This window comes from Maribacter sp. HTCC2170 (genome assembly GCF_000153165.2).
Classification (GTDB): Bacteria; Bacteroidota; Bacteroidia; order Flavobacteriales; family Flavobacteriaceae; genus Maribacter_A.
Genome location: NC_014472.1, coordinates 549,349 through 565,498 on the forward strand (window position 1 = coordinate 549,349; position 16,150 = coordinate 565,498).

Here is a 16,150-nt window from a genome sequence, read left to right on the forward strand (position 1 = left end):
AATAACAATTAAAATATCTCTGAAGCTTCTTTAAGTTTTTCCGTATTCTCTACCAAGCTTAACTCATCAATGATTTTTTGAATATCACCATTGATAATATTCTGCAAATCGTAAAGTGTTAAACCAATCCTGTGATCAGTAACACGACCTTGAGCATAGTTATAGGTCCTAATTTTAGCTGACCGGTCCCCACTACTTACCTGAGAATTTCGTTTCGCCGCATCTTCCTCTTGTTTTCTGGCTAACTCTAGATCATATAATCTTGAGCGCAAAACCCTAAAAGCCTTGTCTTTATTTTTATGCTGGGATTTTTGATCTTGACACTGTGCCACCAACCCAGTAGGAATATGGGTAAGGCGTACTGCCGAATATGTTGTGTTCACCGACTGACCACCTGGGCCAGAAGAGCAGAAAAAATCAATCCTAACATCTTTTGGATCAATCTGTACATCAAAATCCTCAGCCTCGGGTAAAACCATAACGGTTGCGGCACTTGTATGCACCCGACCTTGTGTTTCTGTTTGCGGAACACGTTGAACACGGTGAACACCTGCTTCAAATTTTAAAGTGCCATAAACATCCGCCCCACTCACCTCAAACTGTATTTCTTTATAACCACCACTGGTACCTTCACTTAAATCTATTACATTGGTTTTCCAACCTCTACCTTCACAATATTTGGTGTACATTCTAAAGAGATCACCTGCAAAAATACTAGCTTCATCACCTCCCGTTCCTGCCCTAATCTCAACGACAACATCTTTGGCGTCTTCAGGGTCTTTTGGAATCAACATCAGCTTTATATCCTCCTCTAATTTTGGCAAAGCCGTTTTTGCTTCATCTAATTGCATTTTTGCCATTTCCAACATTTCGGCATCGCTCCCATCAGAGATAATCTCTTCTGCCTCTTGAATGTTGTTTGTAAGTTCAACATAGGCATCACGTTTTTCCATAAGGTCTTTTAGATCCTTATATTCCTTGGTTAATTGGACATACCTTTTTTGATCCGAAATCACATCAGGTTGTATAATTAGGTCGGAAACCTCATCAAAACGCTGTTTTACAATATTTAATTTATCAATCATAATCTTTACGCTGTTGGAATGCGAATTTACGATAAATTTACACACTCGTAGTACGAAAATATTAAGTTAAGTACGACAGCTTATGAACAAATAATAGGAACTTTAATCTCCAACAAAGGTAGTTCCCAAACTAAAAATAAAGGAATCCAAACCATCGCTTCGGTCATATTTACCAAACCTAAAATCAATGGTCTTTAATCCAAAAGTAAAAACCTTGGCGCTGGTGAAAATATCTTTATACCTGATTCCCATCCCATATTGATGCGAATCATAGGCCGAAAGATCATAATCGGAAGTATAAAAATCCAAACTGGAAATTGCAGCTTCTTTTGCATAAAAATAATCCGCTGCCGTTTGGCTGTAATATCTATAATTTGGATAAAAGGTGAATTTATCTGTTAGTTTAATAGGGACTTCCAGACTTGCAGTGTGAGCCGTAATACCCCAATCATCTGAATAATACCTGTAATAACTACGCAATACAAACAAATCGTTGACATAATAATTTAAACGAGCTCCGATAGGAATTTTAAAACGACTATTGGGCAATTGCTCAACATTATCCGCTAATTGAAAATCTTCAATAAAGAAATCATTCACATCACCAAAATATACTCTTTGGTGAGGTGTACTCAGTAATCCACTTTGCGACACAATATCCATAAAAATAGAACCTTGCATTCTTTGGCTTAGGATTTGAGAAAAACTTAAAGAAAGTGAGTATGAATTTCTTGTTTCATCATTGAATGCATTAAAAACTGGATTGTAAGTACCGGTGCCCGTTATCCTAGAATCTGAAAAACCACCCCGTAATTCAACGGGATATTGAGGAATCCAATTATCTAAAAACACTTGAAGGTCCGCAGATACCTCAGTATTCTTTTCGTTAAACAAACGAGTATATCCTCCCCCAAAACCAATTGAAAAATAATCATATTCAGAAGAGACATAGGCTTGGGCCCTATAAACCGAGTTTCTATCATCAGAACTATGCTCATAGGAAGGGTTAAAATGGGCTAAAACATCACTTTGGGAAGCTCCAGAAGATGCACTGAACGGGCTTGCTCGTCTACTGTTTTTATCGAACGGATCCACATTGCTGGTAGAAGCTGAGGAATATGCGGATATACCTGCATCAACGGTAAGGACATCATCGGCATTCAAAGGAATTTTAACCACAATGCTCGATGTAGCATCTGTAAGTTTTTCGGTACCTTCTCCCCCCGATACAGCAGCGTTCTGACCATCTTGATCGTAAAAACTGAACAACAAATCAATTTCAGCAGTCTCAAGCACTCTTTTCTTGTAACTATTCGTATTGCCATCTTGGGCAAAACTCCCGCTGATTATTAAAATAAAAAATAAAACCCAGAGATTTTTCAATGATGTATGAAGTTATTCATTAGTACCTTAGTAAAAAATGACCCCTCCGATAGTCGGGATAAATTCAAACCTATTATTTCAACTACACCACCAATAGTATTGTTGAAATAGGGTTTTTCTTAATTACATCCGCATCCTCCACCAGATTTCCCTCCATTGGCACCTGCGGCTGCCTCACGATATATTTGAAAAATAGTCTCAAAACGTTCAGAACTTTTCGCACCCAACGCCATTTCTTCATCATTAAGGTATACTTTATCATACTCTTTTACCACCACACACGAAGTTGATAATATCGCGAATAATAGAATAACGAAGACCTTTTTCATATTTTAAAGTTACGGATTATTATCAAACAGAATTCCCCTACTCTTGTGGATTTTATTTTTGCTATCCACTATGATTACTTCCGCCTCGGGGAGTTGATTAATCAACCCCAAACCCGCTTCCTTTCCCATAATATAGACCGCGGTTGCTAAAGCATCACATAACTCAGCATCTTTCGCGAAAATGGAAACACTGTTTATACCTTGAGATGGATAGCCAGTTCTTGGATCAATGATATGGGAATACCTTTTACCGTTGATAATCACATATTTTTCATAATTGCCAGAAGTAGCAACGGAAGACTCAATTACAGGAAGCCATGAGAATATTCTGTCTTTACTAAGAGGGTTGGCGATACCTATCAACCATTTTTCTCCACTTGCTTTAGTTCCCCATGTTGTCAAATCACCTGAGGCATTAATGATGCCTGCTATAACTTGCTTTGAAACTAAAAGCTTCTTAGCCTTATCTGCAGCATATCCCTTGCCAATGCCCCCAAATGATATTTTCATTCCAACATCCTTTAGGAATACCGTATTTTTTTCCTTATCCAAAATTATTCTTTCGCTACCAATTTTGGTAATTGATTCTCTTACCTCCTTTTGTGTCGGTTTATACCGCATACTACCATCGAATTTCCAAACCTCATCCATAGAAGCATATGAAATATCAAAGGCACCATCGGTTAGAATAGAAATCTGTTTAGCCCTTTCTATAAGTTTAAAAAGCTCTAAGCTTACTTTTACCGGTTTTATTCCGGCATTCCTATTTACAAGTGAAGTTTCTGATTCAGGGTCCCAAGAAGAAATAAGTTTTTCAATTCGTGTTATCTCCGCAATCGCCTGATCAATATTAATATACCCAATCTCCTCATTCATGGCCACAACAGTAATATCAAAACGACTACCCATTAACTTTTGGGTCCTATGAACGGTAATATATTTACGCTCCTGCCCAAAACCTGCAAAGACAAAGAAAATCAATAACAGGGGAAGAACTTTTTTCACTTTACGAAAGAATTTAAAAGTGACATGTACTGATCAGGAGAAAGTTTTTTATACCCGGTATTTCCCAATACTTCTTCGTTTGAGTTCAACACTGTTACTAATGGAAAATGCCCGTTGGGGTTATATTTTTTGGCCAATTTGTCGTTTTGACCCTTTATTTCATCTGAAAGTCGGTTAACCTTCTTCCTCGGAAAATCTGCCTTGTAAAGCACATAATGTTCGTCTGCATAGGTTTTGAATTCTTCCGATTGCCAAATATCCCTTTCTAATTTGATGCAGGGAGCACACCAATCTGAACCAGAAAAAACTAGAATTATTGGTTTTTTTTCTTGTTTGGATAACAATAGGGCCTGCTCAAATGAGGACTCCCAATTTTGGGCAGCGCCCACAATCGAGCATAGCATAACCAGTATGAAGGTCAACTTTTTCATAATAAATTTTGAGGCACATAAATTTACTCAAAAACTCGGAGATTATCTCCATTGAGTTCAGTATTATAAACTATTAAAGGCTTGGCAGCATTGTTATCTACTTGATTCAAAGGGGCTCCATCAAGGGCAAACCTTGATCCATGTACATCACAATGAAAAATGCCCCCATCGTTGGTCAGGAAACGCACTTGATCATAAGATTGATGGCTACAGACTTGACTGGCAGCAACAAAATTCCCTTCCAAGTCCTTAACAACCACGACCAAATTTTTTAATATAAAACTGCCATTATCGGCAAGTTGAGCACCTTCAGTGGAGTTTAAATCAATTGTAAAATCAATTCCTGTAGGTATTTCTACAATATCACCATTTTCGTCATCCTTTGAACAACCATGCATACAGGGAAAAGTTAATGCAAAAGCCGCACCGGCACCCAAACTTCTTAGAAATTCCTTTCTTTCCATAGCTACGTATTTATAATAAACAACGTAGTAATTGTGCTAATCGTATGCTTTAATATACAAAGGATCCAAACTCACTATTTATCGTGAGTTTCTTTTCTGGACCATCTTCTACCCTACCAACGATTCTAGCATCTACGTCAAAACTCTTTGATATTTCAATCAAATCCTGTGCCACAGTCTCATTCGTATAAATCTCTAAACGATGCCCACAATTGAAAACCTGGTACATTTCTCGCCAATCGGTTCCTGATTGTTCCTGAATCAATTTGAACAAGGGAGGTATAGGAAATAGATTATCCTTGATTATATGAAGATTTTCAACAAAGTGAAGTATTTTGGTTTGGGCCCCACCACTACAGTGTACCATACCATGAATATTGGTAGAGGTATATTTGGAGAGCATTTTTTTAACTATAGGGGCATAAGTCCGAGTTGGGGATAACACTAATTTACCCGCATCAATAGGAGAATCTGATACATGCTCTGTTAATTTGACATTTCCCGAATACACTAAATCTTCAGGCACAGCGGCGTCATAACTCTCTGGGTATTTTTCAGCTAAATATTTAGAAAAAACATCGTGCCGTGCGGATGTCAAACCATTACTTCCCATACCACCATTATATTCCTTTTCATAAATAGCTTGTCCAAAAGATTCTAACCCAACAATTACATCGCCAGCTTTGATATTGGCATTATCTATAACCTCTTTACGTTTTAATCTCGCAGTTACAGTGGAATCAACTATTATGGTTCTGACCAAATCACCTACATCGGCAGTTTCCCCACCAGTAGAATGTATCACCATTCCATGTTTTGCCAAATCAGCAATCAGTTCTTCAGTACCATTGATAATTGCAGAAATAACCTCGCCAGGTATCAAATTCTTGTTTCTACCGATGGTAGAGGACAACATAATATTATCGGTTGCACCAACACAAATCAAATCATCGATATTCATGATAAGAGCATCCTGGGCAATACCTTTCCAAACAGAAATATCCCCAGTTTCTTTCCAATACATATAAGCTAAGGACGACTTTGTCCCAGCACCATCGGCATGCATCACCAAACAAAATTCATCATCATTGGTAAGATAGTCAGGAACTATTTTACAAAAAGCTTTTGGAAACAACCCTTTATCAATGTTTTTAATAGCATTATGCACATCTTCCTTGGAGGCCGAAACCCCACGTTGATTATATCTTTCGCTGTTTGAAGAACTCATTTTCTGTAGTTTGTGGCAAAAATAGTGGATTAGTTAAAAAAGCCCGCTAGTTGCGAGCTTTTATATTTATTTATTTGAAGGATTTTATTCCTTTATCTAATAATTTTAATTACTTGGCAAAAAGCAATTCACGATATTTAGTCAATGGCCAGAGTTCATCATCAACCAATCGCTCCAATTTATCACTTCGATATCTGATCTCATCGAAATAGGGTTTTACCTTTTCGCAATACGCATAAGCTTTCTTATGGCTATCTGTCATCTTGTTTGCCTTCTTACGCTCTTCCACCATGGCATCAGTCTTACTTTTCAAAATATCCAAATGCTCAGAAATCTCTTGAATAATCACCAATTGACTATTGGCATAATCTTTATAAGAGGCTCCGAAAACGTCTTTTAAACCCATAACATTATCAATCAATCTATTTTGGTATTCAATAACCGACGGAATGATATAACTGTAAATAAGTTCATTAAAGACTCTCCCCTCAATTTGCACATGAAGAATATAAGCTTCCAGTTCAACTTCTTGACGTGCCTTTATCTCGACCCCACTCATCACTTTCATTGATTCAAAAAGAGCCAAACTCTCTTTCGAAGTCAATACTTGTAGAGCATCAGGTGTATTTTTATTGTTACTTAGTTTTCGTTTCTTGGCCTCTTTTTCCCATTCCGAACTATACCCATCCCCATCAAAACGTATCCTCTTTGATGTTTTAATATATTCTCTCAAAACATTAAAAATAGCCTCGTCTTTTTTGAGGTTCTTTTTATCTACCAATATATCGACCTCTTTTTTAAAGTCTATTAGCTGTTTTGCCACTATAGTGTTCAAAACGGTCATTGGTTTGGCGCAATTGGTTTTGGAGCCAACTCCACGCATCTCAAACTTATTTCCTGTAAAAGCGAATGGTGAAGTTCTATTTCGATCCGTGTTATCGAGCATTATCTCAGGAATCTTGCCCACCACGTTCAATTTAAGCTCTGTTTTTTCTTCAGGAGATAATTTACCCTTTGAGACACCTTCCAACTCGTCAAGGACCCCGTTTAATTGTTTTCCTATAAAAATCGAAAGTATGGCAGGTGGAGCTTCATTTGTACCCAATCTATGATCATTACTTGCAGATGCAATTGATGAACGTAACAATTCTTCATATTCGTCAACAGCCTTTATCGTATTCACGAAGAAGGTAAGAAACTGAAGGTTCTTCATAGGAGTAGAACCCGGACTCAAAAGATTAACCCCGGTGTCAGTTGCCAAAGACCAATTATTATGCTTACCAGATCCGTTGATTCCTGCGAATGGCTTTTCATGAAAAAGTACCTTTAAACTGTGTTTTTCAGCAACTTTTTCCATTACATCCATCAAGAGTAAATTATGATCTACGGCCAAATTCGCTTCTTCAAAAACCGGAGCCAGCTCAAATTGATTAGGAGCTACCTCATTATGTCTTGTCTTTACAGGTATACCCAATTTGGTGCATTCAACTTCAAGTTCTTTCATAAAACTCAGTACCCTACTCGGTATTACCCCAAAATAATGATCATCTAACTGTTGTCCTTTTGCTGCGGTTTGCCCAATCAAGGTGCGCCCTGTCATCACAATATCTGGCCTCGATTGTGCTAGAGACTTATCAATCAAGAAATATTCTTGCTCCCATCCTAAAGTTGCATTTACCTTGGACACATTTTTATCAAAGTATTTCGCCACCGCGGTCGCTGCTTGATCCACTGAATGCAACGCCCTTAACAGAGGTGCTTTATTGTCCAACGCCTCACCTGTATACGCAACAAAGATTGTGGGAATACACAAGGTAGTTCCATATATAAATGCAGGGGACGTAGGATCCCAGGCAGTATACCCCCTTGCTTCAAACGTATTGCGAATGCCACCGTGTGGAAAACTAGAGGCATCTGGCTCCTGTTGCACCAACTGCCCTCCTCCAAAGGTTTCTAAAGCCCTCCCATCTGGTAAGAGGTCAAAAAATGCATCATGTTTTTCGGCTGTAGAACCCGTTAATGGCTGAAACCAATGTGTATAATGTGTGGCCCCATTATTTATTGCCCAACCCTTGATTGCCTCTGCAACTTGGTCAGCTATCTTGCGATCTATTTTTGAACCAGAAACAATGGCACTTTTTACACTTGCCAAAGCATCTTTGGTCAAATGTTGAAGCATTTTGTCCTCATTGAAGACGTTGGAAGCAAATTGTTCGGAACGCCTCCCTTTCTCCTCTACATATTTACGAGACCTTTTTTGGCTATCAAGAATCGCCTTAAACCTTAATTTGGACATAATCTATATTCAGTTTTGGCAAAAATAATAATTAACGATTTAATAATATATGATACCAAAAAATAAATTTTAAGTAAAATACCCCTCAAAATAAGGGGGTGTTGAGAATTATCAACTAGATGTTGATAAATACCCCCTAAAAAATTATATATATTTCACAAAAAACATATTTTTGCTTGTCTTTAAATTTATAACAATAACATTCAATAATTATGAGCAAATCAAAATTAGAATATATCTGGCTAGATGGTCATGAACCAACTCAAAACATGAGAAGTAAAACTAAAGTCGAAAATGATTTTAGTGGAAAACTAGAAGACTGTCCAATTTGGTCTTTTGATGGCTCATCAACTGAACAAGCTTCAGGAGGAGCTTCTGATTGTTTATTAAAACCTGTAGCCATTTACCCAGATCCAGTAAGAAAAAATGGATACTTGATTATGGCAGAAGTTTTAAGTGCTGATGGAACTCCACACGCTTCAAATGGAAGAGCTAGCATTGATGATGATGATGATGATTTTTGGTTTGGGTTTGAACAAGAGTACTTCTTGATGGATACTAAAACAGATTTACCGTTAGGATTTCCACGTGGAGGTTTCCCTGGACCACAAGGTAAATACTATTGTTCTGTAGGTGGTAGATACACCTGGGGAAGAGATATAGTTGAAGAGCATTCTGATTTATGTATTGCAGCTGGATTAAACTTTGAAGGCATAAACCAAGAAGTTGCCCCTGGCCAGTGGGAATTCCAGTTATTCGCTAAAGGTGCCAAGAAAGCAGGTGACGAAATTTGGATAGCCCGTTATCTTTTGGATAGATTGACTGAACATCATGGTTATTATATTGAATACCATCCTAAACCGGTAAAAGGTGATTGGAATGGTTCGGGTATGCATGCAAACTTCTCTAATACAACGTTAAGAACTTGTGGCTCTAAAGAGACCTATGAAAAAATATGTGAGGCATTTAGACCCGTTACTTCGGAACATATAGATGTATATGGAGAATTTAATGATGAGCGTTTGACAGGATTACACGAAACCGCTCATGTATCTGATTTCTCTTACGGTGTTTCTGATAGAGGAGCATCAATTAGAATTCCTATCATTACTGTAGAAAATGGATGGAAAGGATGGTTGGAAGATAGAAGACCAGCTTCAAATGGTGATCCTTACAAGATTGCTGGCAGAATCATCAAGACTGTAAAATCTGCTAAAATCTAATGCGATATAGTTTGATTAATTGTTTATAAAAAAGAAGGCCCTGACTTAATTGTCAGGGTTTTTTTATTCCTCGATATTGGGTAGTGGAGTATTCATCCAATAATCCGAAAAATTAGCACGTCTTGAGATTGGTTGATTCTCAAAAATCGGCAAATTCTTGTTCATATAAAAATCATCAACCGGAATAGCCTCTGGTTTAGATTTAATTCGTTGAACAAAAAATTCTCGATATTGTTTTACCCGTTTATATGTTGGTTCATTAATTTGATTATTATTAATATCACGTAGATTCTTGACCTCAATATTGAAATTACCTCCATCTACAATATCTTTTCTGTCAGCTTTGGCAATTTCCTCAAATAATGTAGCCGAAATTTTAGGGTCGGGGTATAAAAGTATCTCGTCTTCAATATGCACTATTCTGCCAATCTTGATTTTCTTTCCCATAAATTTCAACTTATAATTGTTCTTTCTAAGAGCATCATTTTTGTTGGCTTTATTGTTCATGGAAATCACAAAATACCTCTTATTTATACTGTAGTGGGCCTTAGTCACTTTGAACCTTGGTGGTTCTTTAACGTTAAAGGTGTTATTCATAGAGTAGTAATTTGGATACATCAAGCCATCAATTGGTGTATACCCAACTATTATTTCAAAAAGCAATTTTTTACCTCTTCTGGTTTTAGTCCGTCTTTCTTTTCTTGATTTACCTTTTTGATAACTAAACATAGCGTATTCAAATCTATAAATGGAAAAATCTTCTTGCGAAACAAATAGATTACCTTTAATAGTAACATCACCTTTGTTTTTTTTGAAGGTGATTTTATATAGCTGTTCATTATTTAGTATTATTTCGCCCTCATTTTTAAAATAATGATTCTTAATAAAATCTGTTTTAAAAACATTCACATAATCATAGGCATTTATTTCATTATTTCTTAAGGCATCGTGAATACGTAATATCGTGAATTCATTACCTCCGTAATTGTCCAAATGCAACCCTGGGATTGTTTTTCCCCTATTGAGGTAATCATATGGTTTTTCAGCAATAGAATCAATTGGAAAGTCTAGGTTCCTTTTATGTTCGAAGACCCTAACCATTGTAGTTTCATAATCCGAAGCATTGAAACCTTGGTCCCATACCTCCAATAAAGCTTCATTAAGGTTGCTATAATTATTTTCATTTATTTGAAAATCACGATAATAACCTATAGCAGTAAAGGGCGATATTGGATAATTAATAGAAATATTTTTTATAGCCCTTTCAACAATTTGATATGCTGATAATCTTTCCTTTTTATTTGTTTTTTTCTTGGCACGTATTATACCTTCTACAACTACCTCATCCAAAAGCTCTATAGCCGGGTCCAGTCGAATAATATTCGTTTTATTAGCCGCTAGTTCTGACAGAAAAATATCCTTTGTGACATAACCTAATGACGAAATTTCCAAAATGCTTCCAAACTCCTTGAATTTTTCAGGTATCCTGAAACTTCCATCCAAATTTGAAATAACACCAATTGCCTTATCCTTAACCCGAATGGTAGCGAAGACTACAGGATCGCCATTTCCTTTATCCAAAAGTTGGCCAGTAATAAAATCATCCTGTGAAAAAACAATGCTTGTTGAAAAAAGACAAACGAGGAAATAAAATTTAAGCGAATTGGCAAGCATAATTTGCTTTTTTAGGTAATGGTAAAGTAAAGAAAGGTCAAATAAAATACCACAAGAACTATACCATCTCGCCATCCTAAACGAAGACCTTTTGGAAAAAATACAAGAGGGAAAATTAGAAAAGAAATGCCCAACATCCAGTAAATATCATTATTCAACAAGCCCTCATCCATAACATGAATCGGAGTGATGATCGAAGTAATACCAAGAACCGCCATTAAATTAAAGACATTAGAACCTATTAAATTTCCAAGTGAAATAGCCTTCTCCTTTTTAATTATAGCAATGATCGATGCAGCCAGCTCTGGAATACTTGTCCCTACAGAAACAATCGTAATACCTATAATTCTTTCGCTTACCCCAAAATTATTGGCAAGACCAACAGCACCATCAACAAGAAGTTCAGAGCCACCCCAAAGTGCAACACCCCCAAGACCCAAAAATAAAACCGCTTTATATAGTGGTAATGGAATATCATCTTCATGAGCCTCTTCCACAACAGCGGTCTTCTGAAACCTTAATAGATAAATAAGAAAAAGAAAGAGACCAACTACCATAATCACCCCTTCATACCGCACTATCTTTTTATCGAAAAAAATGAATACAAAAAATATCACTGATGCCAACATCATCATTGGCCAATCTGTGGTATAAAAACTTCTACGAACATCAATACTACCCATTAGCAATATCACAGCCAAGACCAATCCCAAATTTGCAATATTGGATCCTACTACGTTACCAAGGGCTAAATCAGGAAAACCGTCTACTGCAGCATTAATGCTCACAATCAGCTCTGGAGCCGAAGTTGCAAATGACACGATGGTCATCCCAATTACAATTTTAGGAATATTCAGTCTTAATGATAAAGCTACCGCAGATTTCAAGAGCCAATTGCCTCCTGCAATCAAAAAAGTAAGACCCAGGGCAATAAAAAGAATGTTTTGCATTGATTCAATTTTAACAAATATATGTCAAGATTTCTGTTTTCAGAATCAAACAAGAACATATAAATCCAACATAATAACTATTTTTATAGTTAAATAACTATTAAAATAGTTGTATAAGATTATTATTCACTTTAAGTTTGGATAAACAATTATAGAATTGATGCAGAAACTAACAAATAAAGAGGAGGAAATCATGATAATACTTTGGCGTTTAAAGAAGGCCTTTGTTAAAGAAATCATGGCAGAAATCGTTGGGGACAAACCTCATTACAATACCTTATCAACAATGGTTCGCAACCTTGAAGAAAAACAATTTGTGGGCTACGAAGCCTTTGGTAAAACGCATAGGTATTTTCCAATAATCTCTCGAGAGGATTATCGCAAACGTTTTGTAAACTCAAAAATGGTGGAATATTTTGACAACTCTTACAAAAGTATGATCTCGTTCTTTGCCAAGGAAGAAAAAATATCAGTTGAAGAATTAAAGGAAATAATCAACCTTATAGAAAAGAAAAAATAATGGAAGCACTTTTTATCTATCTATTAAAAGCCTCTGGCATTCTAACTATCTTTTATTTGGCCTATCAAGTATTTTTAAAAAGAGAAACATTTTTCTCGGTAAATAGACACTTCCTGATATTGGGCATACTAACGGCGTTATTACTTCCTTTCATAACCATTACGAATTATGTTGAAATCAGTTCTGTACCAATGGTTTTTTCTGAAAATGTAGCATCAAATACTCCAATCAATGCGGTAGAACAATTCAATTGGGTCAGTTTATTATTTGGGATCTACATAGCCGGTCTACTCATTTTCACAACAAGATTGTTTATCCAGATTGGATCACTGATAAAACTTATTAAAAAGAACAAAATAGCCAAACAAGGAAAGTTCTATTATGTGGAAACAAATAAAAACATTGCCCCTTTTTCCTTTTTCAACCATATATTCTATAATCCATCACTTTATTCCAATAGTGAATTGTCTTCAATTTTAAAGCATGAAAAAGCACATAGTTCCCAATGGCATTCTATTGATGTTCTTTTATCGCATCTAATAACAATATTTACTTGGATCAATCCTTTTAGTTGGTTGTACCAAGCCAACATTAAACAAAACCTAGAGTTTTTGGCAGATGATAGTGCCACCAAAGAAGTGCCATCAATAAAAAAATATCAATACACCTTACTTAAAGTGTCGGGGAATCAATTCTATACTCCCATCGTCAATAATTTTTATAATTCATTAATCAAAAAGCGAATAGTTATGCTAAACAAATCAAAATCAAACAAAAGAAACATTTTTAAAGTTGCCTTAATATTACCTGCTTTGGCTGTCTTTCTTCTAAGTTTCAATACCAAGAACGTTTATATTCCAATGGATCCAGCGATAGGCGCCCAAACAAATAATGAATATGCTACCGGACTCATTAAAATAATAATAGACAAAAAAACCACGGATAAGGAGTTGAGTAAGATTAAGAAAGATCTAGCAAAAAAAGGAGTGGACTTTTCATATACGGTAGTTCATAACTCCAAAAACGAAATAACCGATATCTCAGTGGATTTTGCAACTACTGCGAAGGATGGCAAAAAAATGAAAAGTTCTTCAAGCTTCAGCAACGGAGATGACGGGATTGACCCCATACACATAGCCTATGATGAGGATACCAATACAATCTCAATGGGTAGCAAAGCAGGTGTACATGCCGACATACATGAGGATGAAGAAATTCACGTTGATGTTCATGCAGATTCAGATAAGACGATTTGGGTTCATGCCGATAGTGATGGTGAAGGCCACAAGACCATCGAAATAATTGATGAAAATGGTGAAGAAACCATAAAAATCAACGGAAAAGAGGTAAGTCGAAAAGAATATGATAAGCTGAAGACAGAAGATGGTCTACACGAAAAACATTTCAAAATTAGAAAATCACATGGCGATGAGGACAAAAATGTATTCATCATGACCGACTCGGACCATGATGGTGATATGGATATTAAAGTGATTTCAAAAAAGAAAGATGGATTTTTCTTTGTGAATAGTGATGGAGATAAAAAACCATTGTATATAATTGATGGTAAGGAATCAAAAGAAAAAGACATGAAGTTCTTAAATCCCTCGGAAATTGAATCAATAAATGTTTTAAAAGGTGAAAGTGCAAAAACCTTATATGGGAAAAAAGGGAAAAACGGGGTCATTCAAATTAAGACCAAAAAAGAATAACGAGATAAAGAACTAAATCAAACTTCAAAAAAAAGCCGACTCAAAAATGAGTCGGCTTTTTTAGTTCCATTAAATGAGAAATCAAAAAATACGCTTTTAGACAATGAAAAGCCCCTTGCTTCGCGAAAAAACCTCAAAAACACCCCTACAATTGTTAACATTAATAACAATATATTGTATTTACAATTTCATTTTATAACCATATAGTAGAGTCATGTTAAAATATTATAACATTTCTGATTATTACACTTACAATAGTGTATTCAGTTGTATCGAATTCATTCTTTTTTCTTGGAAGTAAATGTTTTATTTATATATCTTATTTGGATAATCGATTATAAATATTAATTGTTAATTGTCAAAACCTTACATATGATAACCATAATCAAATATATTGTTTCAATATTAATATTCATTTTATTGTCTAACCTCTAAAACCTAAAACTATGATAACATATATAGGAATACTCATCGTACTAGTTGGTTTGGTCAGTCTACTGGCCAAACCAATATTTAAAAATAGTAACATACTTAATTGGTTCAATCAAAAACGAAGTTTACAATTAATACTTGTAGGGCTGGTCCTTAGTATTGTAACTGGTGCTTTCTTTTATGCGGAGCCCGGAACCGCTTATGCGGTACAATATCCATGGGGCGGTCAAAAAGCTGTCTTTAGACAGGGAATTCATACTAAAATGTGGGGACGCTTAATCCCAATTCAATTTGAGCTCCCCATCAAATACGTAATCCCAACCGCAGATGGCGAACTAGGTGAACAAAGTGAATATGCGAATGTTGATCGCGCAAAGTACTGGGCTTTTAGCGATGCGGTAAAGGCCAGAATAGCCACATCTGTAGTAATTAGTATAAACACTGACGACCAATCGCAATTTTTGTCAGTTGCCGATCGTAATAAAACTGAGCAAAATATGATTCGCTCCAGAATCATACCCAACATAGACCAGTCAATTAAAAATACCTGTAAATTGATGGATGCCCAGGATTACATTTCAGGTCAAGCTTCGGATTTTGACAGGTACTTCAAAGATCAATTGGAAAATGGAATGTACGTTCTTGAAGAATATGCGGAAAACGAAACACAGGAAATTATCGGAGACAGTAGCACGGTACGTACGGTAGTGAACAAAGAATCAAAACACAAACGTTTTCGCATTCAAATAAAAAATGGAGAGCCAGTTCGTGAAAAAGGCAACTCATTAAAGGCCTATGGGCTTACAGTTATCCAGGCTGTTGTTACTGAAATAGATTGGGAAGAAACCTTTGACAATCGTCTTCAATTACAAAAAGAAGAGGTTGCACAAACCCAATTGGAAAAACAACAGGCAGAGCGTGAATTCTATCGTGCTCAAAAGGAAAAGGCTCGTGGTGAAGCGGATAAGGCCACCGAACGTGCTCGATTGGAAAAAGAGCAAATTCAAAAAACCATAGCTGCCGAAACAGAAGCTAAAGTTGCTGAGTTTAATCTTGTAAAAGAGAAGAAGCAATTCGAAGTGGAAAAATACAAAGCACAAAGTAAAAAGGTTGCAGCCGACGCAGAAGCTTATCAAAATGCTAAATTGGTGCATGCCGGACTTACACCACAAGAAAGAGCTGAATGGGCGTTTAAAACTTCTGTAGGAGTTGCTCGCGAGCTAAAAAGTCTGAATCTACCAGAAATATTCATTGAAGGTGGAAATGCAAAAAGTTCTGAGAGCAATCTTTTGCAATCATTGATTGGCGCAGATTTAGCCAAAAAGATGATGGATTCAAATACCAACAAGTAAACTTCAAATCATTATCTAACCCTGACTAAACTGTCAGGGTTTTTTTTATACATTTGGCAAATAACC

The 16,150-nt window shown here is 36.1% G+C and carries 14 protein-coding genes; 4 read left to right on the forward strand and 10 right to left on the reverse strand.

Features of this window, described 5'->3' with window-relative positions:
• Window positions 1–8 precede the first annotated feature (8 nt).
• The 8 genes from prfA to FB2170_RS02655 form a co-directional block, all read right to left on the reverse strand.
• Window positions 9–1,085, reverse strand: coding sequence for a peptide chain release factor 1 (gene prfA, locus FB2170_RS02620; protein ID WP_013304951.1), 1,077 nt, complete (start codon window positions 1,083–1,085; stop codon window positions 9–11).
• Between the two features lie 102 nt (window positions 1,086–1,187).
• On the reverse strand, window positions 1,188–2,468 hold the full coding sequence (locus tag FB2170_RS02625; RefSeq protein ID WP_013304952.1) for a DUF3570 domain-containing protein: 1,281 nt from the start codon (window positions 2,466–2,468) through the stop codon (window positions 1,188–1,190).
• Between the two features lie 119 nt (window positions 2,469–2,587).
• The gene (locus tag FB2170_RS02630; protein WP_013304953.1) at window positions 2,588–2,797 is read right to left on the reverse strand and encodes a DUF4266 domain-containing protein; all 210 of its coding nucleotides are present in this window, start codon (window positions 2,795–2,797) and stop codon (window positions 2,588–2,590) included.
• Between the two features lie 9 nt (window positions 2,798–2,806).
• Complete coding sequence (locus FB2170_RS02635; RefSeq protein ID WP_013304954.1) at window positions 2,807–3,802, reverse strand: FAD:protein FMN transferase; 996 nt, start codon at window positions 3,800–3,802, stop codon at window positions 2,807–2,809.
• Window positions 3,799–4,233 carry a thioredoxin family protein gene (locus tag FB2170_RS02640; RefSeq protein WP_013304955.1) on the reverse strand — a complete coding sequence of 145 codons (435 nt, stop codon included), beginning with the start codon at window positions 4,231–4,233 and terminating at the stop codon, window positions 3,799–3,801. Before FB2170_RS02640 ends, FB2170_RS02635 begins: the two co-directional genes overlap by 4 nt.
• A 23-nt stretch (window positions 4,234–4,256) precedes the next feature.
• Window positions 4,257–4,697, reverse strand: coding sequence for a ubiquinol-cytochrome c reductase iron-sulfur subunit (locus tag FB2170_RS02645; protein ID WP_013304956.1), 441 nt, complete (start codon window positions 4,695–4,697; stop codon window positions 4,257–4,259).
• Between the two features lie 49 nt (window positions 4,698–4,746).
• Entirely contained in the window at window positions 4,747–5,925 is a 1,179-nt protein-coding gene (locus tag FB2170_RS02650) for an AIR synthase related protein (RefSeq protein ID WP_013304957.1), read from the reverse strand.
• A 109-nt stretch (window positions 5,926–6,034) separates the two neighbouring features.
• Window positions 6,035–8,221 carry a glutamine synthetase III gene (locus FB2170_RS02655; protein WP_013304958.1) on the reverse strand — a complete coding sequence of 729 codons (2,187 nt, stop codon included), beginning with the start codon at window positions 8,219–8,221 and terminating at the stop codon, window positions 6,035–6,037.
• 212 nt (window positions 8,222–8,433) lie between these two features.
• On the opposite strand from FB2170_RS02655, the gene FB2170_RS02660 reads away from it, so the two are divergent.
• Window positions 8,434–9,444 carry a glutamine synthetase beta-grasp domain-containing protein gene (locus FB2170_RS02660; RefSeq protein WP_013304959.1) on the forward strand — a complete coding sequence of 337 codons (1,011 nt, stop codon included), beginning with the start codon at window positions 8,434–8,436 and terminating at the stop codon, window positions 9,442–9,444.
• A gap of 63 nt (window positions 9,445–9,507) precedes the next feature.
• On the opposite strand, the gene FB2170_RS02665 is transcribed toward FB2170_RS02660, so the two are convergent.
• Window positions 9,508–11,118 (reverse strand): carboxypeptidase-like regulatory domain-containing protein, encoded by a 1,611-nt coding sequence (locus FB2170_RS02665; protein WP_013304960.1) that lies wholly within the window; start codon window positions 11,116–11,118, stop codon window positions 9,508–9,510.
• Window positions 11,119–11,129: 11 nt separating this feature from the next.
• Window positions 11,130–12,068, reverse strand: coding sequence for a calcium/sodium antiporter (locus FB2170_RS02670; protein WP_013304961.1), 939 nt, complete (start codon window positions 12,066–12,068; stop codon window positions 11,130–11,132).
• 160 nt (window positions 12,069–12,228) lie between these two features.
• On the opposite strand from FB2170_RS02670, the gene FB2170_RS02675 reads away from it, so the two are divergent.
• From FB2170_RS02675 to FB2170_RS02685, 3 genes are all read left to right on the forward strand, one after another.
• Window positions 12,229–12,588, forward strand: coding sequence for a BlaI/MecI/CopY family transcriptional regulator (locus FB2170_RS02675; RefSeq protein WP_013304962.1), 360 nt, complete (start codon window positions 12,229–12,231; stop codon window positions 12,586–12,588).
• Entirely contained in the window at window positions 12,588–14,300 is a 1,713-nt protein-coding gene (locus FB2170_RS02680) for a M56 family metallopeptidase (RefSeq protein ID WP_013304963.1), read from the forward strand. The genes FB2170_RS02675 and FB2170_RS02680 overlap by 1 nt, the downstream gene beginning before the upstream one ends.
• Before the next feature lie 446 nt (window positions 14,301–14,746).
• Complete coding sequence (locus FB2170_RS02685) at window positions 14,747–16,084, forward strand: SPFH domain-containing protein (protein ID WP_013304965.1); 1,338 nt, start codon at window positions 14,747–14,749, stop codon at window positions 16,082–16,084.
• Window positions 16,085–16,150: the final 66 nt, after the last annotated feature.